This window comes from Bradyrhizobium embrapense (assembly GCF_001189235.2).
GTDB lineage: Bacteria > Pseudomonadota > Alphaproteobacteria > Rhizobiales > Xanthobacteraceae > Bradyrhizobium > Bradyrhizobium embrapense.
In genome coordinates, this window is the sequence record NZ_LFIP02000002.1 from 1,399,844 (window position 1) to 1,422,891 (window position 23,048).

Annotated in this window: 18 protein-coding genes; 15 read left to right on the top strand and 3 right to left on the bottom strand. The window is 64.7% G+C overall.

Going from position 1 to position 23,048, the window contains the following annotated elements; translation table 11 throughout:
- Positions 1-29 precede the first annotated feature (29 nt).
- Complete coding sequence (locus AKN83_RS14000) at positions 30-1,157, bottom strand: hypothetical protein (RefSeq protein WP_430641542.1); 1,128 nt, start codon at positions 1,155-1,157, stop codon at positions 30-32.
- Positions 1,158-1,204: 47 nt separating this feature from the next.
- A complete protein-coding gene (locus tag AKN83_RS14005; protein ID WP_050401709.1) occupies positions 1,205-1,912 on the bottom strand; it encodes a FecR family protein in 708 nt (235 codons plus the stop codon).
- A 237-nt stretch (positions 1,913-2,149) separates the two neighbouring features.
- On the opposite strand from AKN83_RS14005, the gene AKN83_RS14010 reads away from it, so the two are divergent.
- Positions 2,150-3,454: a phospholipid carrier-dependent glycosyltransferase gene (locus AKN83_RS14010; RefSeq protein WP_050401710.1), complete on the top strand. Its 1,305-nt coding sequence runs from the start codon at positions 2,150-2,152 to the stop codon at positions 3,452-3,454.
- A gap of 68 nt (positions 3,455-3,522) precedes the next feature.
- Here the strand turns inward: AKN83_RS14010 and AKN83_RS14015 are convergent, their stop codons facing one another.
- Positions 3,523-4,155 carry an OmpA family protein gene (locus tag AKN83_RS14015; RefSeq protein WP_050401711.1) on the bottom strand — a complete coding sequence of 211 codons (633 nt, stop codon included), beginning with the start codon at positions 4,153-4,155 and terminating at the stop codon, positions 3,523-3,525.
- A 171-nt stretch (positions 4,156-4,326) separates the two neighbouring features.
- Between AKN83_RS14015 and AKN83_RS14020 the strand changes: the two genes are divergently transcribed.
- From AKN83_RS14020 to AKN83_RS14085, 14 genes are all read left to right on the top strand, one after another.
- Positions 4,327-5,490, top strand: a complete 1,164-nt coding sequence (locus AKN83_RS14020) for a winged helix-turn-helix domain-containing protein (protein WP_050401712.1) — start codon at positions 4,327-4,329, stop codon at positions 5,488-5,490.
- A gap of 160 nt (positions 5,491-5,650) precedes the next feature.
- Positions 5,651-6,976, top strand: coding sequence for an MFS transporter (locus tag AKN83_RS14025; RefSeq protein WP_063695324.1), 1,326 nt, complete (start codon positions 5,651-5,653; stop codon positions 6,974-6,976).
- Between the two features lie 327 nt (positions 6,977-7,303).
- Positions 7,304-8,410, top strand: a complete 1,107-nt coding sequence (locus tag AKN83_RS14030) for an efflux RND transporter periplasmic adaptor subunit (protein WP_050400661.1) — start codon at positions 7,304-7,306, stop codon at positions 8,408-8,410.
- Between the two features lie 121 nt (positions 8,411-8,531).
- Entirely contained in the window at positions 8,532-11,669 is a 3,138-nt protein-coding gene (locus tag AKN83_RS14035; RefSeq protein WP_050400664.1) for an efflux RND transporter permease subunit, read from the top strand.
- 21 nt (positions 11,670-11,690) lie between these two features.
- On the top strand, positions 11,691-12,299 hold the full coding sequence (locus AKN83_RS14040) for a TetR/AcrR family transcriptional regulator (protein WP_050400663.1): 609 nt from the start codon (positions 11,691-11,693) through the stop codon (positions 12,297-12,299).
- A gap of 161 nt (positions 12,300-12,460) precedes the next feature.
- Positions 12,461-13,084: a flavin reductase family protein gene (locus AKN83_RS14045; protein ID WP_050400660.1), complete on the top strand. Its 624-nt coding sequence runs from the start codon at positions 12,461-12,463 to the stop codon at positions 13,082-13,084.
- Between the two features lie 267 nt (positions 13,085-13,351).
- Positions 13,352-14,596: an SMP-30/gluconolactonase/LRE family protein gene (locus AKN83_RS14050; protein ID WP_050400659.1), complete on the top strand. Its 1,245-nt coding sequence runs from the start codon at positions 13,352-13,354 to the stop codon at positions 14,594-14,596.
- 214 nt (positions 14,597-14,810) lie between these two features.
- Complete coding sequence (locus AKN83_RS14055) at positions 14,811-17,078, top strand: acyl-CoA dehydrogenase (protein WP_050400658.1); 2,268 nt, start codon at positions 14,811-14,813, stop codon at positions 17,076-17,078.
- Positions 17,078-18,361, top strand: a complete 1,284-nt coding sequence (locus AKN83_RS14060; RefSeq protein WP_050400657.1) for an acetyl-CoA C-acetyltransferase — start codon at positions 17,078-17,080, stop codon at positions 18,359-18,361. Before AKN83_RS14055 ends, AKN83_RS14060 begins: the two co-directional genes overlap by 1 nt.
- Before the next feature lie 2 nt (positions 18,362-18,363).
- Complete coding sequence (locus tag AKN83_RS14065) at positions 18,364-20,460, top strand: 3-hydroxyacyl-CoA dehydrogenase NAD-binding domain-containing protein (protein WP_050400656.1); 2,097 nt, start codon at positions 18,364-18,366, stop codon at positions 20,458-20,460.
- Positions 20,461-20,549: 89 nt separating this feature from the next.
- Complete coding sequence (locus tag AKN83_RS14070) at positions 20,550-20,903, top strand: acyl-CoA thioesterase (RefSeq protein WP_063270682.1); 354 nt, start codon at positions 20,550-20,552, stop codon at positions 20,901-20,903.
- A gap of 166 nt (positions 20,904-21,069) precedes the next feature.
- The gene (locus AKN83_RS14075) at positions 21,070-21,264 is read left to right on the top strand and encodes a hypothetical protein (RefSeq protein WP_050400655.1); all 195 of its coding nucleotides are present in this window, start codon (positions 21,070-21,072) and stop codon (positions 21,262-21,264) included.
- 81 nt (positions 21,265-21,345) lie between these two features.
- Positions 21,346-22,020, top strand: a complete 675-nt coding sequence (locus AKN83_RS14080; protein WP_050400654.1) for an HAD family hydrolase — start codon at positions 21,346-21,348, stop codon at positions 22,018-22,020.
- 183 nt (positions 22,021-22,203) lie between these two features.
- On the top strand, positions 22,204-23,034 hold the full coding sequence (locus tag AKN83_RS14085; RefSeq protein ID WP_050400653.1) for a DeoR/GlpR family DNA-binding transcription regulator: 831 nt from the start codon (positions 22,204-22,206) through the stop codon (positions 23,032-23,034).
- Positions 23,035-23,048 lie beyond the last annotated feature (14 nt).

The window sequence follows — 23,048 nt, forward strand, 5'->3', positions numbered from 1 at the left end:
TGCGGGTCCGGACCAGCGGCGGCCCCGTCCTAATAACTGATCCGCAAGCCCACGCCGCCGTGAAGCGTGTTGCCGACCGGTTGCGGCCCGGCGGTGCCGTTCACGAACAGGTCGGCGATCCAGCCCTTGGTGATGCGGAAGCCGACGCGGCCGCCATACTCGAACCAGCCCTGGTTGCCGATCGTCGGCACGATGGTGCCATCGCCGGTGACGGTGGCGACGATGCCGGAATGGGTAGCGAAGGATTGCACCCAGCCGCCATTGATGTTGGTTTCGATGCTCGATCCGAACAGATGTGTCCATTGGCCGCCGATCTTGACCAGGCTCGTGCGATCGGTGCCGTCGGCGATGGTGGCGTCGAACGGATTGAAGGCAACGGCAGGATCGCTGTAGCCCTTGACCCGCTGCCACAGCTGCCAGACCTCGATCGAAGCCGCGACCTCGTCGCGCGCCGAGAGCCGGCTGATCCAGCCCGCGCGCCCGTACACGCCGTAATTCTCGCTCGAGGTCTCGCCGGTGACCGACACCGGGCCGAGGCTGGTCGCGTAGCTGCGGGTGTAGCGCACTTTCTCCGACGGCGAGAGAATGGTGCCGATGTCGAAGAACGGGCGCGACGAGCCCCAGTCGACGAAGTCGTAGCGCAGCGCGAAGGCGCCGATCGGCGCGCTGGTGACGTTGTAGCCGCCTTCGCCATATTGGGTGTAGGCGATGCCGGCGAGCAGCGACAGATTCGGCGTGATGGTCTTGCGGCCGTGGATGCCGGCCGAGAACGAGCCGGCCGAGCCGAACGCGCTGATGCAGTCGTCGCAATTGACCTGCTCGTTGACGCCGAGCAGCACCGATCCGAGCACGCGGTTGGTGATCATCTGGTTGAAGCGCTGGTCGGCGAGGTTGTTGATCGAACTGCCACTCGACGGCGCGCCGGTGATCGGCGTCGGCGATGGGCTGGGCGTTGGTGTCGGCGTGGGCGTAGGGGTCGGCGTCGGCGTCGGCGACGGTGTGGCAGTGGGTGTCGGTGTCGGCGTAGGCGTAGGGGTCGACGTGCAGTTCGGCGATATCGACAGGTTGTTATCGAGATTCGAAGTGCAGTTCGGCGTCGGAGACTGCGCCTCGGCGGGCGCAGCCAGTGCATGGAGCATCGCGAGCGACAGCGCCATTGTCAGCGCCGCCGACAGGACCAAATGATGAATATGCCGCAGCATGCTCACCGCCCGCACAACATGCCGGTCGGGTCGTCGACCGGCGGCGTCAGCGGTGACGCGTCTGCGAACTGGGTGACGGTGCACAGGCCTGCGGCCTGGGTGCAGGTCGCGGCGAAGGTCCAGGGCGGGTTGTTGGTCTTCTGGATCGTGGTGCGGCCGCCGCTCGAGGTGATGATCGCGGTGTCGCCGGGCTGCGTCAGGTCGATGCATTGCCGATTTGACGTGCACACCGTCGATGCGCCTTCCTGCAATACCACGGTGGTCTTGCCGCGTTGCGACAGGATGTCGAGCACCGTGCCGCGAACGCCGATGGTCGCAAGCGGCGTGGTGATCGTGTAAGCGGCCTTCTCCGAATGGCCGGTGACGAAGCGGAACGCTCCCGAGGTCAGGCGGATAGCAACATCGCGATAATGATGCTCGTCGTCGAACACGGTGCGATCGAGCTTGAGCGAAGCATTCGGTCCGAGCGACAGGTTGGTGCTGTCGGCCATCACCAGCCGCGCTGCGCTCTCGAGGCCGGTGCGCACCGTCTCGTCGCGCAGTAGTGCGTCGCCGACATTGATCGGTGTGGTCGCGGCCGCGACGCGGACGACCTCGTTCTTCACCATCGCCGCTTCGCCGACGCGCGTTTGCGCCCGAACGGGATGAGCCGTCAGTGCGATCGCGAGACCGAGTGCAAGCACGGAGAAAAAGCTGTGGCGCGAATTCATTTGCAATACCGATCGACCTACCTTCTCATCGTACCGGATCGCGGACGCGGCTGATATTGTATAATTGTCACAAGCCGTGTCGAGTTGCGCCAGATGGTTGGGGGCGATGGATTCAAGAATGCGCGCGGCTGCGGACATCAACGTGAGATCTGATCACACTCGTCACACACATCACACTCGCGGCCGTCGTAGCTCACACTTCGCTCACACCGGCTCCCCTCGCAGGGTGCTCGTCCTTTGATCATCGCATCAAAATCTCCTTCTGTTCTGCGGCGTCCCGCCACATGCACGGCGATCGTCGCGGCCATCATCTTCATCGTCGCCCATGTCGTTCTGCTGCTCGGGATCACCACACCCAACAAGCTCTATTTCGATGAGGTGCATTACGTGCCGGCAGCGCGCCAGATGCTGTTGCCGGTGATCGAGGGGCCGATCCTCAACCCGATGCATCCGCCGCTCGCCAAGGAGATCATCGCGCTGTCGATCAAGGCATTCGGTGATGAGCCGCTCGGATGGCGCTATCCCGCGGCGCTGTTCGGCGCGCTCGCGCTGGTCGCCGTCTATCTCGGCGCGCTTGCGCTGTTCGCCTCGCAGGAACGTGCCGTCGCGGCCGTGCTGCTCGCCTTCTGCAACCAGATGCTGTTCGTGCAATCGCGGATCGCGATGCTGGATATTTTCGCGCTCGCCTTCTGTCTGTTTGCGATCGCGGCCTTCATCCACGGCTTCGGACAGAAGCGGCCGCGACTTGCCTTCGCACTGTCAGGGGTTTTCGCCGGGTTTGCCTGTGCCTGCAAATGGAGCGGGCTGTTCGTGCTCGCGACCTGCATCGCGATCGTTGCGGTGATCCGTCTGATGCAGGGCTGGCGCGCGCGCTTTGCCGACGCCAATGCGGAGGACTGGTATCGGCCGGACCTATGGCCGGACTTCCGTCTTCCCCACTTCATCGGATGTTTCGTGCTGCTCCCGTCGGCCATCTATCTCGCGAGCTTCGTGCCGCTGTACGGCTTCTCCTTCACCGATCTCATCGAGGCGCAGCGCCGCATCTTTGCCGACAACACCACGACCGCGATCGCCGGCCACACCTATATGAGCGCATGGCCGTCCTGGCCGTTCCTGGTGCGTCCGGTCTGGTACCTGTTCGAGAAGACCGGCGATGACGCCTTCGCCGCGATCGTGTTTCTCGGCAATCCGCTGGTATTGTGGCCGGCGCTGATCGCGCTGATCATCGCGCTGCGCGACTGGATCGTGACCCGCAGCCGCGAGGCGTTTCTCGTGCTGGCGTTCTATCTCGGCCCGTATCTCGCCTGGGCGCTGCTGCCGCGCACGCTCGGCTTCATTTATTACTACCTGCCGGCCGCGACCACCGCGAGCTTCGTGCTGGTCTACGCCTTGACGCGGCAGGGTGCGCCGCGCTGGCTGTTGTGGACCTTCGTGGCGGTCGGATGCGCGGGCTTCATCGCGATGCTGCCGATCACGGTTGCCGCCGTCGGGACGTCGATGGCGACCTTCAATCGGCTGATGCTGTTCCAGAACTGGATTTGAATCTCTCTGAAAAAAGGCGGAGCCTCGATTTTGTTGCGATCGGAACCGAAGCTCCAGGCCACGGGAGGTTACTGCTGCGCTGTCTTGGTATCCATGTTGACGACCTGCACGCGGCGGTTGGTCGGGTCCATCGGCGCGTTCGGGTCCTTCGGCCGGGTCTTGCCGTAGCCGACGGTCACGAGATCGGAGCCGTTCAGGCCGTAATGCTCGACCAGATAGGTTTTGATGGTGTCGGCGCGGCGCTCGGAAAGATCCTGGTTATAGGCCTCGCTGCCGATCGCATCGGTGTGGCCGGCGACGACGAAGGTCGAGCCCTTCATGCTGGCATCCGACAGCGCCTTGCCGAGCTCCTGCACCGCCTGGGTCGAGCCCTTGGCGATCTCGGCCGAGTTGTAGTCGAAGTGGATCTCCAGATCGATCTTCGGCTTGTTGGCGGCGATGTCGGCGATCTCCTGGCGTTCGCCCAGCGACAGCGAGCGGGTCTGCCGGTTGCGAACGGTGTTGAGGAAGCTTGCTTCCTTGGCCGAGGCGGCCGGGTCGACCTGTGTGCCGGCGGAGAGGCCGCGGGTGGCTGACTTCGGCTTCAACGCATTGAGGATCTGGGCGGCCGGAACGGTGTCGCTGCCGGCCAGTGCGACGCCCGCCGTCATCGACAGCGCAGCGCCGATCGTCAAGAGAGACAGGGAAAACGAGCGGGTCATGGTTTTCGTCCTTAAATGTCGGGCCAGCCAATCCGGCTGCTATCGTTTTGATGCCGGGAACCTAGGACGGGTTCAAAATCCGGAATGTGATCCAGATCACGGATGATTCGGGACCTGGGTGGAACCCCATACCCTCCACAGCCGTGCGAATCTCACTACATTGCTCGGGCAATGCCCCGCGCCGCCGAACCCTTTTCCCTGGCCAATACCGCCGCCCGCCATATCTGGCTGCGTGCGCAACGGCTCGATACAACGGCACCGTTCGGGGACGGGGCATCAGCCGTGGCGGCCGCCGTCGATCATCTCGGCTACGTACAGATCGACACCATCAACGTGATCGAGCGCTGCCACCACCACATCCTGTTCACCCGGATTCCGGACTATCGCCGCGCCGACCTCAAGCAGGCGCAGAGCCAGGACAAGAGCGTGTTCGAGTACTGGACGCACGCGCTGTCCTACGTGCCGTCCAAGGACATCAACATCTTCCTGCCGGCGATGAGGGCGCACAAGCGCGAGGGCCATAAATGGTTCTCGTCGGTGACGCCATCGGATACGCGCAAGATCATGCGGCTGCTGCGGGCCGGTCCGCTGACCATCCGCGATATCGACGACGATGTGCTGACCGAGAAGGAGCATCTCTGGCAGAGCCGCAAACCTTCCAAGCGGGCGCTGCAACTCGCCTTCTATGGCGGTGTGGTCACGATCAGCGAGCGCGCCGGCATGCTGAAAACCTACGAGCTGATGACCCGGCATTTCGGCTGGGACAGGCCGCCGAAGCCCGCACCGGCCTCGGCCAGAACAGCCTATCTGCTCGACCGCGCGCTGCGCTCGCAGGGTATCGTCAGCCTGGACTCGATCTGCCATCTCGACGCGCCGAGCAAGAAGGCGGTGCGCGGCCTGATCGAGGCGAGGGTGCGACGCAAGGAGCTGGTGCGGATCGCGCTCGATGGCGCCGGCAAGCAGGAGCATTGGGCGCGGCCCGAGGTGCTGGAGGAGACCGGTGAGGGCGATCCAGCTTTGGTTCATATCCTGTCGCCGTTCGACCCCCTGGTCATCCAGCGCAAGCGCACCGAGCTGTTTTTCGGCTACGGCCATCGGTTCGAGGCCTATGTGCCGAAGGAGAAGCGCCAGTTCGGCTATTTCGCGTTGCCGGTGCTGGTCGGTGACGATATCGTTGCCGCCATCGACCTGAAGACCGACCGGCAGAAACGGAAGCTGCTGATGCAGAAATGGAGCTGGGTCGGCAATCGCAAGAAGCAGGCGGGGCGCAAGGAGCTGAAGCGCAGGATCGAGGAGGAACTCGACCGCTTCGAACGCTTCCAACTGGCGGAGTAGGATTGGCTTTCTCCATTCGTCATTGCGACCCGTTGGCTCGCAATGACGAATGGAGAACGCCCCGGCTCCGGTTTGTGCTGTGCGCTGTGAGTTTTTACCATTGCCCTATGCGGGGCCACCCAATAATCCTCGAGGCAAGCAATAGCTTTGGGGGGAACTGATGAGCCAGATCGCAACCGTTGCGCCCGAGCGCGGCGCCCGCAGCGAGATCGAGACGTCCACGATCCGCGCGATTTCCTGGCGGCTGATCCCGTTCCTGATCCTGGCCTATTTCTTCTCCTATCTCGACCGCGTCAATCTCAGCTTCGCCGCGCTCACCATGAACACGGAGCTGAAGTTCTCGCCGCTTGTGTTCTCGTTTGGCGCCGGCATCTTCTTCATCGGCTATTTCCTGTTCGAGGTGCCGAGCAACCTGGCGCTCGAGAAGTTCGGCGCCAGCAAGTGGATCGCCCGCATCATGGTGAGCTGGGGAATTCTCTCGGCCCTGATGGCGGCGGTCTATGACGAACACAGCTTCTACGCGCTGCGCTTCTTCCTCGGCGTCGCCGAGGCCGGCTTCTTCCCCGGCATCATTCTCTATCTCACCTACTGGTATCCAGCCGAGTATCGCGCGCGCTTCCTCGCCGCCTTCGCGATCGCCGTTCCGGTCTCGACGGCGATCGGCGCGCCTATTTCAGGCCTTCTGCTCGGGCTGGACGGCGTGATGGGGCTGAAGGGCTGGCAGTGGCTGTTCATCATCGAGGGCGTCCCCTCGGTGCTGCTCGGCATCGTCACCTGGTTCTATCTCACCGACCGGCCGGAGAAGGCCGATTGGCTCTCGGCCGAGCAGAAGGCGTGGCTGAAGGCGAGGCTCGATGCCGAGGTCGCGGCCAAGCAGGCGGCCAAGCACTTCACGCTGTTCGAGGCGCTGTCTTCGCCGAAAGTGCTGGCGCTCAGCGCGATTTATTTCGGCTTCGTCGCCTCCCTCTACGGCATGCAGTTCTGGCTGCCGCAGATCGTCAAGGCGTTCGGTCTGACCAACGCGCAGACCGGCTTCGTCACCGCGATCCCCTATGCCGTCGGCACCGTCGCGATGATCCTGTGGGCGCGCCGTTCCGACGCCACGCGGGAGCGCGTGTTTCATGTCGGCGCGCCGCTTCTGCTCACGGCGCTGGCGCTCGCGGTCTCGAGCTACATCACCGATCCGACCACGACGATGGTCGTGCTGACCGTTGCCGCGATCGGCGTGTTCTGCACCTTCGCGGTGTTCTGGACGCTGCCGACCGCCTGGCTGTCAGGCACTGCCGCCGCCGGCGCGATCGCGCTGATCAACTCGATCGGCAACCTCGCCGGTTTCGGCGGGCCCTATCTGAWCGGCTGGGTGAAGGAGGCGACCGGCAGCACGTCGACCGGCCTTTTGGTGCTGTCGCTGCTGCCGCTCGCGGCCGGCCTCCTGGTGTTCCTCGGCAGCCACGAAACCAAGACCGAGTTCGCGGGCGCGAAGTAGCTGGCGTCGTGACAGCTGCGTAGCCCGGATGAAGCGAAGCTTGATCCGGGACGCTCTCGCCACTGGCATGAGCCCCGGATTTCGCTGCGCTTCATCCGGGCTACGGCTACGCACTAGACAAAAAAATCAAAAACAACCCCATGCACAGTCCCGGATTGCGCGAAGCCACGGGGGCGCATTCGCGCGACCCGTTGCGCATCGCGAATTCCGCTCGCCAGCTCCCCAAATGCAGCCGTTCTCACGAATTGGTTACTACTGACGAATATTGACATTCATCAGTGATAAATCGATACTCTTCATCAATCGTCAGCCTGATGGAGATTTCAGATGTTCGTTCGTTCCGTTTTGTCGAGCTATTACAGGCTCTTGACCGGAGCAACGCTGGCTTTCGCGGTATTCGCGCTGACCGGCTGCAATGAAAAAGCAGCCGAAAACGCCGATCCCGGACGCCCCGTTCTGGTGGCGACCGTCCATTACGAAGCCGAAACACCTGAGCGCAGCTTTGTCGGCACCATCAGGCCCCGTATCGAAGCCGATATGGGCTTTCGGGTCGCCGGCAAGGTGGCCAAGCGGCTGGTCGAGGTCGGACAGACAGTCGACGTCGACCAGCCCTTGGCCACCCTCGACGAGGTCGATCTGAAGCTGCAGGCCGAGCAGGCCGAGGCCGAGTTCCGCGCCGCCACCGGCGTGCTGGCGCAGGCCGCGGCTGCCGAGCAGCGCGCCAAGGATCTGAAGGCCAAGGGCTGGACCACCGACGCGGCGCTCGATTCCGCCAAGGCGGCCGGCGACGAGGCGCGCGCGCGGCTGAACCGCGCCGAGCGCTCGGTCGAACTGACCAGGAATTCGCTCTCTTATGCAACGCTGGTGGCCGACACGAGGGGTGTCGTCACAGCGACCATGATCGAGCCCGGCCAGGTGGTTGCCGCGGGCCAGGCCTCGATCCGTGTCGCCCGACTTGGCGAGAAGGAAGCTGTCGTCGCGATCCCCGAGACGCTTCTTGCTCGTGCCAGGTCGGGCGTTGCCACGGTGACGCTGTGGTCGGATGCCAAGAAAACCTATGCCGCGAAGCTGCGCGAGGTTGCGCCGCAGGCCGATCCCGCCACCCGCACCTATCTCGCAAAATTCTCGCTGCCCGACGCCGACGAGGCCGTCTCGCTCGGCATGACCGCAACGCTGACCCTGGCCGACAAGGCGACCGAGCGCGTGGCGAAACTGCCGCTGTCGGCGCTGTACAGCCAGGGCGGCGATCCCTCGCTCTACATCGTCGACGACAAGGGCGACATCGCGTTGAAGCCGGTCAAGGTGAAGGCCTATGAGAGCAACAACGTCGTCATCTCCGGCGGCGTCGACGATGGCGCCAAGGTGGTCGCCCTCGGCGTGCAGAAACTCGATCCGAGCCAGAAGGTCCGGGTCGTGTCGTCGCTGTCGTTCTGATTAACCGTCCGTCATTGCGAGCGAAGCGAAGCAATCCATCTCGCCGCAAAACAAGTGTGGATTGCTTCGCTTCGCTCGCAATGACGATTGAAGTCGAGACGATTTGGACCTGGAGAGTTCGATGAAGCGCTTCAACCTTTCGGCCTGGGCGGTCAGCCATCCGACGCTGGTGCTGTTCCTGATGATCATCCTCGGCGCCGCCGGCTTCTTCTCCTACGAGAAGCTCGGCCGCGCCGAGGACCCGTTCTTCACCGTCAAGGTGGTGAACGTCTCGGTGATGTGGCCGGGCGCGACCTCGCAGGAAATGCAGATGCAGGTCGCCGATCCCATCGAGAAGAAGCTGCAGGAGCTGCCGTTCTTCGACAAGGTGCAGACCTATTCCAAGCCGGGCTTCACGGCGATGCAGGTCTCCTTCAAGGATTCGACCTCGCCGAAGGACGTGCCCTATCTCTTCTATCTGATCCGCAAGAAACTGGTCGACGTGCAGGGCGAGCTGCCCTCCGGCATCCTCGGTCCTGTGGTCAACGACGAATTCTCCGACGTCGATTCGATCCTCTATATGATGACCGGCGACGGCGCCGATTACGCGCAGCTCAAGAAAGTCGCGGAAGGTTTTCGCCAGCGCCTGCTGAAGGTGCCCGGGGTCACCAAGATCGATCTTTACGGCATCCAGGACGAGCGCATCTTCGTCGAGTTCTCGCATGCCAAGCTGGCAACGCTCGGCATCACACCGCAAGCGCTGTTCGATTCGCTCGCCAAGCAGAACAATGTCACGCCAGCCGGGACGGTCGAGACGTCATCGCAGCGCGTGCCGCTGCGCGTCACCGGCGCGCTTGACGGCGTCAAGGCGGTTGCCGAAACGCCGGTCGAAAGCAACGGCCGAGTGTTCCGGCTCGGCGATATCGCAACCGTCAGCCACGGCTATGTCGATCCGCCGAGCTTCAAGGTGCGTCAGGAAGGCAAGCCCGCGCTCGGCATCGGCGTCGTCACCGCCAAGGGCGCCAACATCCTCGAGCTCGGCAAGGAGGTCCAGCAGGCGACCGCCGAATTCATGAAGGCGGTGCCGCAGGGCATCGACGTCAAGCAGATCGCCGACCAGCCCAAGGTGGTCGAGCACGCCGTGGGCGAGTTCGTGCACTCCTTCGTCGAGGCGCTCGCGATCGTGCTGTTCGTCTCCTTTGTCGCACTCGGCTGGCGCACCGGCATCGTGGTGGCGCTGTCGGTGCCGCTGGTGCTCGGCATCGTCTTCATCGTGATGAACGCGATGTCGCTCGATCTGCACCGCATCACGCTCGGCGCGCTGATCATTGCGCTCGGCCTGCTGGTCGACGACGCCATCATCGCAGTCGAGATGATGGTGGTGAAGATGGAACAGGGCTGGGACCGCATGAAGGCGGCGTCCTTTGCCTGGGAATCTACTGCGTTTCCGATGCTCACGGGGACGCTGGTCACGGCCGCTGGCTTCCTCCCCATCGGCTTTGCCAATTCGGCGGTCGGCGAATATGCCGGCGGCATCTTCTGGATCGTGGCGATCGCGCTGGTCGCCTCCTGGTTCGTCGCGGTGATCTTCACGCCCTATATCGGCGTCAAGCTGCTGCCGAACATCAAGGTGCACCAGAACCACGATCCGCACGCAATCTACGAGACGCGGATGTATCGGGCCTTGCGCAGCGTCGTGCAGTGGTGTGTCGATCACCGCATCAAGGTGGTGGCGGCGACCGTCGGCGTGTTCGTCGCCGCGATCGTGGGCTTCGGTCACGTCCAGCAGCAGTTCTTCCCGCTGTCCGAGCGGCCCGAGCTGTTCCTGCAGCTCCGTCTGCCGGAGGGCACGGCCTTCAACGTGACCGAAAAGGCGGTGAAGCAGGCCGAAGGGCTGTTGAAGGACGACGAGGACATCCAGACCTACACCGCCTATGTCGGGCAGGGCTCGCCGCGCTTCTGGCTCGGCCTCAACCCGCAGCTGCCGAACGAGGCGTTCGCCGAGATCGTGATCCTCGCCAAGAACGTCGAGGCGCGCGAGCGCGTCAAGGCCAAGATCGAGCAGGCCGCCGCCGACGGCGCGCTGAACGAGGCGCGGGTCCGGGTCGACCGCTTCAATTTCGGTCCGCCGGTCGGCTTCCCGGTCCAGTTCCGCGTGATCGGGCCCGATGCCAACAAGGTGCGCGACATCGCCTATCAGGTCCGCGACGTCATGCGCCAGAACAAGAACGTCAAGGACGTCCAGCTCGACTGGAACGAGCAGTCGCCTTACCTGAAGCTCGCGGTCGACCAGGACCGGGCGCGCGCGCTCGGCCTGACCCCGCAGGACGTCTCGCAGGCGCTGGCGATGCTGATCTCGGGCGCGCCGGTCACCACGATCCGTGACGGCATCGAGAAGGTTGGCGTCGTCGCCCGCGCGGTGCCGTCCGAGCGGCTCGATCTCAGCCGGGTCGGCGATCTCACCATCACCACGCGCAACGGCGTGGCGGTGCCCCTCCAGCAGATCGCCAAGATCGAGTATGCCCATGAGGAGCCGATCCTGTGGCGGCGCAACCGCGACATGGCTATCACCGTGCGCTCCGACGTCGTCGACGGCGTGCAGGCGCCCGATGTCACCAACCAGATCGCGCCGAAGCTGAAGGACATCCAGGCCCATCTCGAGCCGGCCTACCGGATCGAGCCGGGCGGGGCGTTCGAGGAATCGGCCAAGGGCAATGCGTCGATCTTCATCCTCTTCCCTGTGATGGTGATGGTGATGCTGACGCTGCTGATGATCCAGCTGCAGAGCTTCTCGCGCCTGACCCTGGTGTTCCTGACCGCGCCGCTCGGCATCGTCGGTGCCTCGCTCGGGCTCAACGTCGCCAACCAGCCGTTCGGCTTCGTGGCGCTGCTCGGCCTGATCGCGCTCGCCGGCATGATCATGCGCAACACGGTGATCCTGGTCGATCAGATCGAGAGCGACGTGGCGTCCGGCCTGACCCGGCGCGAGGCGATCGTCGAGGCCACCGTCCGGCGCGCCCGGCCGGTGGTGCTGACCGCGCTCGCCGCGATCCTGGCCATGATCCCGCTGTCGCGCTCGGCGTTCTGGGGCCCGATGGCGATCACCATTATGGGTGGTTTGTTTGTTGCGACTTTCCTGACCTTGCTGTATCTGCCGGGCCTTTACGCCCTCTGGTTCCGCAAGACCCTCGAGGAGAGCGGCGCCGAGCAAATCAATACTGCGCCGCAGCATGCCGGCGATGCGCAACGCGCATTTCCGCTTGCTGAAGCCGCTGAATAATTGAACATTGAGCAGGCCAACATGACACTGATCACGGAACATAGCGAAACCGACACCCGCGAGCGCATCCTCGTGGTGGCCGAGCGCTTGTTCCGACAGATCGGCTACCAGAAGACCACGGTCGCCGACATCGCCAAAGAGCTGCGGATGAGCCCCGCCAACGTGTACCGCTTCTTCGATTCGAAGAAGTCGATCCACGAGGGCGTGGCGCGCAGCCTGATGGGCGAGGTCGAGATCGAGGCGCAGCGCATCGCCCGATCGGAGGGGCCGGCGGCGACCCGCTTGCGCCAGATGATGACGACCATCAATCGGATGAACACCGAGCGCTATGTCGGCGATTCCAAGCTGCACGAGATGGTCGAGATCGCGATGCAGGAGGACTGGGAGGTCTGTGTCGCCCATATGGAGCTGATCGGCCAGACCATCGGCGCGGTGATCGCGCAGGGTGTGGCCTCCGGCGAATTCGAAGTCCAGGACCTCGAGGTCGCCGCGCTGTGCGCTGGCACGGCGATGATGCGGTTCTTCCACCCGCAAATGATCGCCCAATGCGCCACCAAGCCGGGCCCGACCATCGACCAGATGATCGATTTCGTGATCGCCGGCCTGTCGCCGCGCGCGCGCGCCCATTGAGCGCCGGCACTGACGCTTTCGTCAGTTGACTCTTTCCGTATAGCAGGCAAAGCGAGTTTGTAGCCCGGATGGAGCGCAGCGCAATCCGGGGTCATTTCCGCTTGTGACACTGTCCCGGATTGCGCTGCGCTCCATCCGGGCTACGGCAAGAGGGGCGCTCCGTGACCGAAAAAGACCTGCATTTCTACGAGCCGAAGAACGGCCACGGCCTGAAGCACGACCCGTTCAACGCCATCGTGGCGCCGCGGCCGATCGGCTGGATCTCCTCGCGCGACAAGGGCGGCAACGTCAACCTCGCGCCCTACAGCTTCTTCAACGCCTTCTGCTACACCCCGCCGATCATCGGCTTCTCCTCCACCAACTGGAAGGACAGCGTCGCCAACATCCAGGAGACCGGCGAGTTCGTCTGGAATCTGGCGACGATGGATCTGGCGAAGCACATGAACGCGACCGCGGCGCATGTCGCGCGCGATGTCGACGAGTTCAAGCTCGCCGGCGTGACACCGATCGCCGGCAAACTCGTCAACGTGCCGCGGGTCGCCGAAAGCCCGGTGTCGTTCGAATGCAAGGTGAGCCAGATCATCCAGCTGCAGGGCGCCGACGGCAGGAAGGCCGAGGCCTGGCTGACGCTCGGCGAGGTGGTCGCCGTCCATATCGACAAGGCCTTCATCAAGGACGGCGTTTACCAGACCGGTCTCGCCCACCCGATCGTCCGCGCCGGCCGGAGAGGGGACTATTTCGAGATCAAGCCGGAAAACATGTTCGAGATGATCCGGCCGGATTGAAGCGGTCCGTGTAGCCGGCATTGCGAGCCAACGGGTCGCGCGAACGCGCGCCCGATGACAGGCTCCGCGAAGCAATCCATCCCTCCACACGTAGGATAGATGGATTGCTTCATCGCTTTGCTCCTCGCAATGACGGAAGCGGAACCACGACAATGTGAAATTCCCGCGCGGAGTGATGAAAAACCGTCACTCGCAACCTCCGAGCGAGCAGTCTAACCTCCCGCGCGCCAGGCCGGATCAACGGCCGGCCAACAGTGGGAGGATGCGATGACACGCCAAGAGCGGAGCAATCCAACAGAAGAGCGGCGCGATCCGGACGTTTCACGACGAACACTTGTCCAGGGACTGGCGGTTGCCGCGGCCGCGACCGCCGCGGGAGCCGGCAAGGCGCTGGCCCAGAACGCGCCGGCGCCGGTCGGGCCGCCGACCACGATCACCAGCCCGCCGCGCGACTTCAGTCCGCGCGGGGCGCCGACCACCTATTTCTGGGACCCCGACGTCATCGCGGTCGATCCGTCCTTCAACGATCTGGCCCAGCCCAACACCTCGATCAAGCGGCTCTATACCGGCCTGCTCTGGGCGGAAGGCCCGGCCTGGAGCTCGCAGGGCCGCTATCTCCTGTGGAGCGACATCCCGAACAACCGGCAGATGCGCTGGTCGGAGGATGACGGCCATATCAGCGTCTTCCGCATGCCATCGAACTACTCGAACGGCAATTCGTTCGACTTCCAGGGCCGCCAGCTGTCCTGCGAACACCTCACCCGCCGGGTGACGCGCTACGAGAATGACGGCACCGCGACCGTGCTCGCCGATAATTATCAAGGCAAGCGGCTGAACTCGCCGAACGACGTCGTCGCGCATCCCGACGGCAGCTACTGGTTCACCGATCCGCCCTATGGCGGCCAGCTCTATGAGGGCGAGCCGGACGCGGCCGGTGGAGCGAGCAACGCCGCCGGCAAGCTCAATCCGCGGATCGGCCAGCCGGCGGGCTTCGTCGCCGCCAAGCGGGAGCTGCCGACCAATTGCTATCGCATCGATCCCTCCGGCCGTGTCGATGTCGTCGTGACCGAGGACCAGGTGCCGGATCCGAACGGCATCTGCTTCTCGCCCGATTACAAGAAGCTCTACGTCGTCTCGACCGGCAAGGGACCGGGCGATACCGGCCCCGGCGGCAAGGGTGACGTGTTCGTGTTCGATGTCGGCGCCGACAACAAGGTCTCCAACGGCAAGCGGTTCAGCGATTTCACGATCGACGGCGTGAAGTGCGGGCCGGACGGCATCCGCTGCGACGTCAATGGCAACGTCTGGTGCTCGAGCAATGCCGGCCGCGCGGTCGGCTACAACGGCGTGACGTGCTGGTCGCCGGAAGGCAAGCTGCTCGGCCGCATCCGGCTGCCCGAGGTCTGCGGCAACATCACCTTCGGCGGCCCCAAGCGCAACCGCCTGTTCATGGCCGCAAGCCAGTCGCTCTACGCGGTCTATACAGCGACCCAGGGTGCGGGACCGGCCTAGCCGTGAAAGGCGGCGCCGGCACGAGCCGCCGGCGCAATCCCCGCTACCTGATTGTCGCAGCTCAGCTTTCGGAACCGGACGCGCTGCCTGCCGTTAACAAACGGCGGCTCGGCCGCGTCAATTTCGCTTTATTTGAACAGCGAAGTGTTCACCGGTGAACGGCACTTTTCGGTAAGATCACCCATCCACGCTGCCGTTGCATGAGGGTCCCACCATGAGCTTCCGCCGCGACTATGTGACAAAACCGATCTTCTCCTGGGCGCGTGGCGTGCTGCCGACCATGTCGGACACCGAGCGCGAGGCGCTGGAGGCCGGCGACGTCTGGTGGGACGCCGATCTCTTCACCGGCAATCCGGACTGGTCGAAATTGTTGGCATTCGCGCCGGCCAAATTGACCGACGAGGAGAACGCCTTCCTGCACGGCCCGGTCGACGAGCTCTGCGCGAAGCTCGACGAGTGGAAGATCAATTGGGAATGGCGCGATCTGCCGCCCGAGGTGTGGGCCTTCATCAAGGCGAAGAAATTCTTCGGCATGATCATCCCGAAGGAGTTCGGCGGCCTCGGCTTCACGCCCTATGCGCATTCCGAAGTGGTGCGCAAGATCTCCTCGCGCTCGCTGACCGCGGCCGTCACCGTGATGGTGCCGAACTCGCTCGGACCGGGCGAACTGCTGATGCGCTTCGGCACGAGGGAGCAGCAGGACAAATGGCTGCCGCGCCTCGCCTCCGGCCAGGACATTCCCTGCTTCGGCCTGACCAGCCCCGAGGCCGGCTCCGATGCCGCCTCGATGATCGACAGCGGCATCGTCTGCAAGGGCAATTTCGAAGGCCGCGAGGTGATCGGGCTCAAGCTCAACTGGCACAAGCGTTACATCACGCTCGGACCTGTCGCGACGCTGCTCGGCCTAGCCTTCAAGGCCTATGATCCCGATCATTTGGTCGGCAACGAGGATGAGCTCGGCATCACGGTAGCGCTGATCCCGACCCATCTGCCCGGCGTCTCGATCGGCCACCGCCATCTGCCGGCGATGCAGGTGTTCCAGAACGGTCCGAACTGGGGCAAGGACGTCTTCATCCCGCTCGACTACATCATCGGCGGTAAGGAGCGGCTCGGCCAGGGCTGGAAGATGCTGATGACGGCGCTCGCCGCCGGCCGCGGCATCTCGCTGCCCTCGCTATCGGCCGCAGGCGCCGCCTATGCCGCGCGCACCACCGGCGCCTATGCCCGCATCCGCGAACAGTTCGGGATCTCTATTTCCAAGTTCGAGGGCATCGAGGAGCCGCTCGCGCGCATCGCCGGCACCGCCTATCTGCTCGACGCCGCGCGGCGCCTGACTTGCGCCGCGCTGAACGAGGGGCATCACCCCGCGGTGATCTCCGGCATCATGAAGCTGCACGCCACCGAGCGGATGCGGATCGCGATCGACGACGCCATGGATATCCATGGCGGCAAGGCCGTGATCGACGGGCCGCAGAATTATCTCGGCGGGCTCTACCGTTCGGTGCCGGTCGGCATCACGGTCGAGGGCGCCAACATCCTGACCCGCAACCTGATCGTGTTCGGCCAGGGCGCGATCCGTGCGCATCCCTATCTGTTGCAGGAGATGAATGCGCTCAGCGAGACCGATCGCGACAAGGGGCTCACTGCGTTCGACACCGCGTTCTGGAAGCATGTCGGCCACAGCTTTGCGACCATGTTCCGCGCCTGGGGCCGCAGCTGGACCGGCGGTTTGTTTGCGCCGGCGCCGGATGCCGGCGATGCAACGGAGTTCTATCGCCAGCTCTCGCGCTATTCGTCGGCATTCGCGCTGTGCGCCGACATGGCGCTGCTCACGCTCGGCGGCGCGTTGAAGCGCAAGGAGATGCTCTCGGCGCGGTTCGGCGACATCCTCTCCGAACTGTATCTGCTCTCCGCCGCGCTGAAACGCTGGCAGGATGAGGGCCGGCAGAAGGAGGATCTGCCTGCGCTCGAATGGTGCATGGCATCCGGCTTCAAGACCATCGAGAACCGCTTTGCGGAAATCCTTGCCAATCTGCCGAACCGCCCGGTGGCATGGCTGCTGAAATTCCTGATCCAGCCGTTCGGCGCACGCGTCACCGGCCCGTCGGACCGCGTCGTGCATCTCTGCGCACAACTCGTGCTGTCGCCCTCAGCGGCGCGCGACCGCCTGACGCCGGACCTCGCCTTTGTCGAGGACGACGGCGGCATCGCGCGGCTGGAAAAGGCCTTCCGCCTCGTCACCGAGGCCGAGGATGCCGCCAAGCAGCTGCGCGCGGCGCGGCTGCATGACTGGAAGGATGCCGTCAAGAAAGGCGTCATCACCGAGGCCGACGGCGACAAGCTCGCCGCCGCCCATGAGGCGGTGGCCAAGGTCATCGAGGTCGATGATTTTGCGCCCGAGGCGCTGTCCCCGATTTACAAGAAAACCGCCGACGTGCATCAGTTCTTCCAGGAGCTGGGTGAGCAGAGGGCGGCGAGCTGATGGCGCGACCAGTCTTTATCGTCGACGGCAGCCGGACGCCGTTCCTGAAGGCGCGCTCCGGTCCCGGCCCGTTCACCCCGGTCGACCTCGCCGTGCAATGCGGGCGGCCGCTGCTGGCGCGGCAGCCTTTCGCGTCCACCGCCTTCGACCAGGTCATCCTCGGCTGTGTCAACGTGATCGCCGACGAGATGAACCCGGCGCGGGTTGCCGCGCTCCGGCTCGGCATGGGCGAGCAGATGGTCGCCTTCACGGTGCAGATCAATTGCGGCTCCGGCATGCAGTCGATCGATACCGGCTACCGCTACATCCGGGAAGGCATCTCCGATCTGATCCTCGCCGGCGGCGCCGAGGCGCTGAGCCACGCACCGCTGGTCTGGCCGAATTCCGGCGTACGCTGGTTTGCCGGCTTTGCCGGCGCCAAGGGCTTGGGGGCCAAGATCGCCGCGGCGCTGAAGGTGAAGCCGAGCTACTTCAAGCCGATCATCGGCCTCGAGCGCGGGCTGACCGACCCGATCACCGAGCTCAACATGGGGCAGACCGCCGAGAAGGTCGGTCATCTCTTCGGCATCACCCGCGCGCAATCCGATGCTTACGCCGCCGAGAGCCACCAGCGGCTCGCCAACGCGCAGAAGCAAGGTTTTCTCAAGGGCGAGGTCGAGACCGCGTTCGCCCGCGACGGCCAATTCTACGACCACGACGACGGCGTCCGCCCGGACTCGACGCCCGAGACGCTGGCCAAGCTGAAGCCGGTGTTCGAGCGTCCCTGGGGCCAGGTCACCGCCGGCAATTCCTCGCAAATCACCGACGGCGCGTCCTGGGTGATCCTGGCGTCCGAGACCGCGGTCGCCAAGCACGGGCTGACGCCGAAGGCCGTCATCCTCGACAGCCAATGGTCGGCGCTCGATCCCTCGATCATGGGGCTCGGTCCGGTGCTGTCGGCGAGTGCGCTGCTCAAGCGCAACGGGATGACCTTGCAGGAGGTCGAGACCTGGGAGCTCAACGAGGCCTTTGCCACCCAGGTGCTCGGCTGTCTCGCGGCCTGGAACGACGACAAATTCTGCCGCGAGATTTTGGGACTTGACGGCGCAGCCGGCGAGATCGACCGCACCAAGCTGAATGTCGATGGTGGCGCGATCAGCCTCGGCCATCCCGTCGGCACCAGCGGCAACCGCATCGTGCTGCATCTGGTCAATGCGATGAAGCGGCTCGGCACCAGGCGCGGCGTCGCCACCGAATGCATCGGCGGCGGGCAGGGCGGCGCGATGTTGATTGAGACGGTGTGATCATGGATTCACGGATCATGGACCTTCTCGCCGACCGCGAGCTCGAACTCGGGCCGAAGCCGGTTGCCGACAGCCCGTACAGGAATTTCAAGCTGACGCGTGACGAGGACGGCATTGCCTGGCTGCTGTTCGACCGCGCCGGCACCAGCGCCAACACGCTGTCCGCCGATCTGCTCGAGGAGCTCGATGCTGTCGTCACCGCGCTGGAAAACCAGCGGCCGACCGGGCTCGTGGTGCGCTCCGCGAAAAAGAGCGGCTTCATCGCCGGCGCCGACGTCAATGAATTCCGCGGCGTCAGCGATCCCGGCGCGGTCGAGACCCAGATCGGCCGGGCCCATGCGGTGATCGACCGGCTCGAAGGGCTGCGCGTGCCGTCAGTTGCCGTGATCCACGGCTTCTGCCTCGGCGGCGGCCTCGAGGTGGCGCTGGCCTGCCAGATGCGGATCGCGATCGACGATGCCAGGTTCGGCTTCCCCGAGGTGATGCTCGGCCTGCATCCCGGCCTCGGCGGCACCGTGCGCTTCACGGAGCTGATCAACCCTATGCAGGCGATGACCCTGATGCTGACCGGTAGGACGATCGACGCGCGCCGCGCCAAGGCGCTCGGCCTGGTCGACGCCGTCACCCAGGAGCGTCATGCCCGCAACGCGGTGAAGGACGCGGTGTTCGGCCGGCTGAAGCGCGCCAAGCCCGGCGTGCTCAATTCGATCCTCAATCTGGGGCCGGTGCGCGGTTTCCTCGCTTCGCGGATGCGCAGCGAGGCGGAGAAGGCGGCGCCGCGCAAGCATTATCCCGCGCCCTATGCGCTGATCGATCTCTGGGAGAAGCACGCCGGCAACCGCGCGGCGATGCTGAATGCGGAGAAGGCCTCGTTCGCCAATCTGATGGTCACGCCGACGGCGCAGAATCTGATCCGGGTGTTCTTCCTGCGCGAGCAGATGAAGAAGATGGCCGGCAGCGGCAACAAGGTTGAGCACGTCCACGTCATCGGCGCCGGCGCGATGGGCGGCGATATCGCTGCCTGGTGCGCCAACCAGGACATGCGCGTCACGCTCGCCGACATGAAGGCCGAACCGATCGCCGGCGCGATGAAGCGGGCGGCGGATTTGTTCGGCAAGATCATGCGCAAGAAGATCGACCAGCGCGACGCGCTCGACCGGCTGATCCCCGACATGGACGGCGAGGGCGTCCGCAATGCCGATCTGATCATCGAGGCGGTGCCGGAAAAGCTCGAGCTGAAACAGAAGGTCTATGCCTCTCTCGAGCCGAGGATGAAACCAGGCGCGATCCTTGCGACCAACACCTCGAGCATCCCGCTGCAGGACTTGCGTACCACGCTGGCGCGGCCGGAGCGGCTGCTCGGCCTGCATTTCTTCAACCCGGTGTCGCGGCTGCAGCTGGTCGAAGTCGTCAGCCATGACGGCAGCGACACTGCGATGCTGAAAGAGGCGCGCGCCTTCGTCGGCGCCATCGATCGCCTGCCGCTGCCGGTGAAGAGCTCGCCGGGCTTCCTCGTCAACCGCGCGCTGACGCCCTACATGCTGGAAGCAATGATGATGCTGGACGAGAAGACCGAGCAGCGCCTGATCGACGCGGCAGCCGTCGAGTTCGGCATGCCGATGGGGCCGATCGAGCTTGCCGACCAGGTCGGCCTCGATATCTGCCTCGATGTCGGCGACATGCTGCGCTCGAAGTTCGGCGACACCTTGCCGCCGACGCCTGCGTGGCTGCGCGAAAAGGTCACCAAGGGCGAACTCGGCCGCAAGACGGGCAAGGGCTTCTACACCTGGAAGGACGGCAAGGCGGAGAGGGCGCCGCTGCCGGCGACCGGTCCGAAAGTCAGCGACGAGATGATCGACCGCCTGGTGCTGCCGATCTCCAATGTCTGCGTCGCCGCCCTGCGCGAAGGCATCGTCGACGATCCCGATATGGTCGACGGCGCGATGATCTTCGGCACCGGCTATGCCCCGTTCCGCGGCGGCCCGCTCAACTATGCGCGCAGCCGCGGCGTCGACAATGTGGTGTCGACCATGCAAACGCTGATGCGCAAGTTCGGCGGGCGATTTGCGCCGGATCCCGGCTGGGAGACTTTCAAGTGACCGACACTCAAACGCCCAATGCTCATGTTCACGCGCCGCCGATCAGCGGCAACGAGCCGCAGGGTGACCTCTGCATCCGCACGCTGGCGATGCCGGCCGATACCAATGCCAATGGCGATATCTTCGGCGGCTGGCTGCTCAGCCAGATGGATCTCGGCGGCGGCGTGTTCGCCTCGAAGGTTGCGAAGTCGCGCACCGTGACGGTCGCGATCGAGGCGATGAACTTCCGCAAGGCGGTCTATGTCGGCGACCTCGTCTCCGTGCATGCCAATCTCGTGCGCGTCGGCCGCACCTCGATCACGGTGCATCTCGAAGCCTGGGTGCTGCGCCGCCGTGAGCAGCAGTCGATCCTCGTCACCGACGGCAATTTCACCTACGTGTCGATCGACGAGCAGGGCCATCCGCAACCGATCCAGCGCGATGGTGCGACGATTTCGACCTGACGTCTTTTGCGCGAATAACGCCGCTGATTCGGCGCGAGAGCAAACGCGTCGAAACTGAGACAGTCGTGCGATCCGGTTGCAAAAAGGGCTCGTCGTTTCAAAAATAAATCGAGGAACAATCAGACGGCGACACCGTTGTCGGGCCGGAATCAAACCGAGGCCGACTATGTCCGACTGCTGCGTCATCGAAGTGAGTTCACAGACCGCGGGTATCGTGGTGCGCGATGCCAAGGGTTACGCGTTTTTCGCCGCTTCGCAACGCTTCCAGGCCCTGGAGGGCCAGATTTTCCGCAATGCACGCGAGGCCGAGCGCGCGGCGCGGCGGCTTGTCACTGGGCAGGATTTGCAGCTGGCTTCCTGACAAGGAGCTTTGCGGCGCGGCGTTTGCGCGCGCTGCGATAGCCTGTATTGATGCATCCGAATTCACGGAAACGTTTTTCGGATGTCGCAGACACAAAACAAAGCGCTGCTGTTCGATATCGACGGCACGCTCGCCGATACCGATCCGCTGCATCTGGCAGCGTTCAACCGGGTGCTCGGTCCTCACGGACACAGCTTCGATCACGCGCGCTTCGGCAAGGAACTGCAAGGCTTCTCCAACGCGTCGATCGGCGAGCGCTTCCTCGCGCACGAGCCGGCCGAACGCCGCGCCGTCATCCTCGGCGAGAAGGAGCGGATCTTCCGCGAATTGGTCTCCGGCCAGATCGCGCCGGTGCCGGGATTGATGGCGCTGCTCGAGGCGGCCGATCGCGCCGGCGTGCCGATGGTGGCGGTGACCAACGCGCCGCGCCCGAACGCCGAGCTGCTGCTCGCGGGACTGGGCATTGCGCACCGCTTCAAGGCCGTCGTGATCGGCGATGAGCTGGCGCACGGCAAGCCGCACCCATTGCCCTATCTCGAGGGGCTGCGCCTCGCCGGCGCGCAGGCGTCGGCTTCGCTGGCGTTCGAGGATTCGCGCTCCGGCATCCAGTCGGCGACGGCGGCGGGCATCGCGACGATCGGGATGCGAACCGGGCTCAGTCATGCCGATCTGGTCGCGGCCGGTGCCGTTGCCAGCGCGGCGGCATTCGATGATCCGGAATTGATTCGCCTGGTTGCATCGGCAATGGCGTGGTGAGGAATCGCGGCGGCACTCACCGGCGCGAGATTGCTGCAATGCAGTTCTTGACCGCGCCGGTGCTTGCTCGTTGACGTCAGTGCCGATCGGTCGCACCATGGGCATGAGCATGATCCCGGAAAGGCGGAAAACGGTTTTCCGAATCGACCATGCCCGACCAATTGCCGTTTCAAGGGGGCCGCCGTGGCCGGACTCTCCCATCGCCAGACTGAAATCCTCAACATCGCACGCGCGTTCGGCCGGGTCATGGTCGAGGACCTCGCCAAGCGATTCGAGGTGTCGGCGCAGACCATCCGCAAGGACCTCAACGATCTCTGCGACGAGCGGTCGCTGACCCGCATCCATGGCGGCGCGATCATCGCCTCGGGCGTCGAGAACCTCGCCTATGAGGCGCGCCGCTTCGTCGCCGCCGAGGAGAAGAAGGCGATCGGCGCCGCCGCGGCTGCGCGGATTCCGAACGGCTGCTCGTTGTTCATCAACATCGGCACCACGACGGAAGAGGTCGCGAGCGCGCTGACCTCGCATGAGGACCTCCTGGTCATCACCAACAACCTCAACGTCGCGATGCTGCTGTATCGCCATCCGCGCATCGAGGTGGTGGTGGCCGGCGGCACGGTGCGCCGCGCCGACGGCGCGGTGGTCGGCTCGACCGCGACGCAGCTGATCGGCCAGTTCAAGGTCGATTACGCCATCATCGGCGCGTCCGCGATCGACGAGGAGGGCGCGCTGCTCGACTTCGACTATCGCGAGGTGCAGGTGGCGCAGGCGATCATCGCCAATGCGCGCAACGTGATGCTGGTGTCCGATTCGACCAAGCTCCGCCGCAGCGCGCCGGTGCGCATCGCGCATATGAGCCAGATCCAGACCTTCGTCACCGATTCGCCCTTGCCTGCGGGCCTCGCCAACATCTGCCACAGCCGCGGCATCGAGGTGGTGGTGGCGATGGACAAGCCGGCCGTCGACATCGACGACAACGGCGCCGACGCCGCACCCGCGACGCTGCGCAGCGCGTAATTCCGGACTCTCTG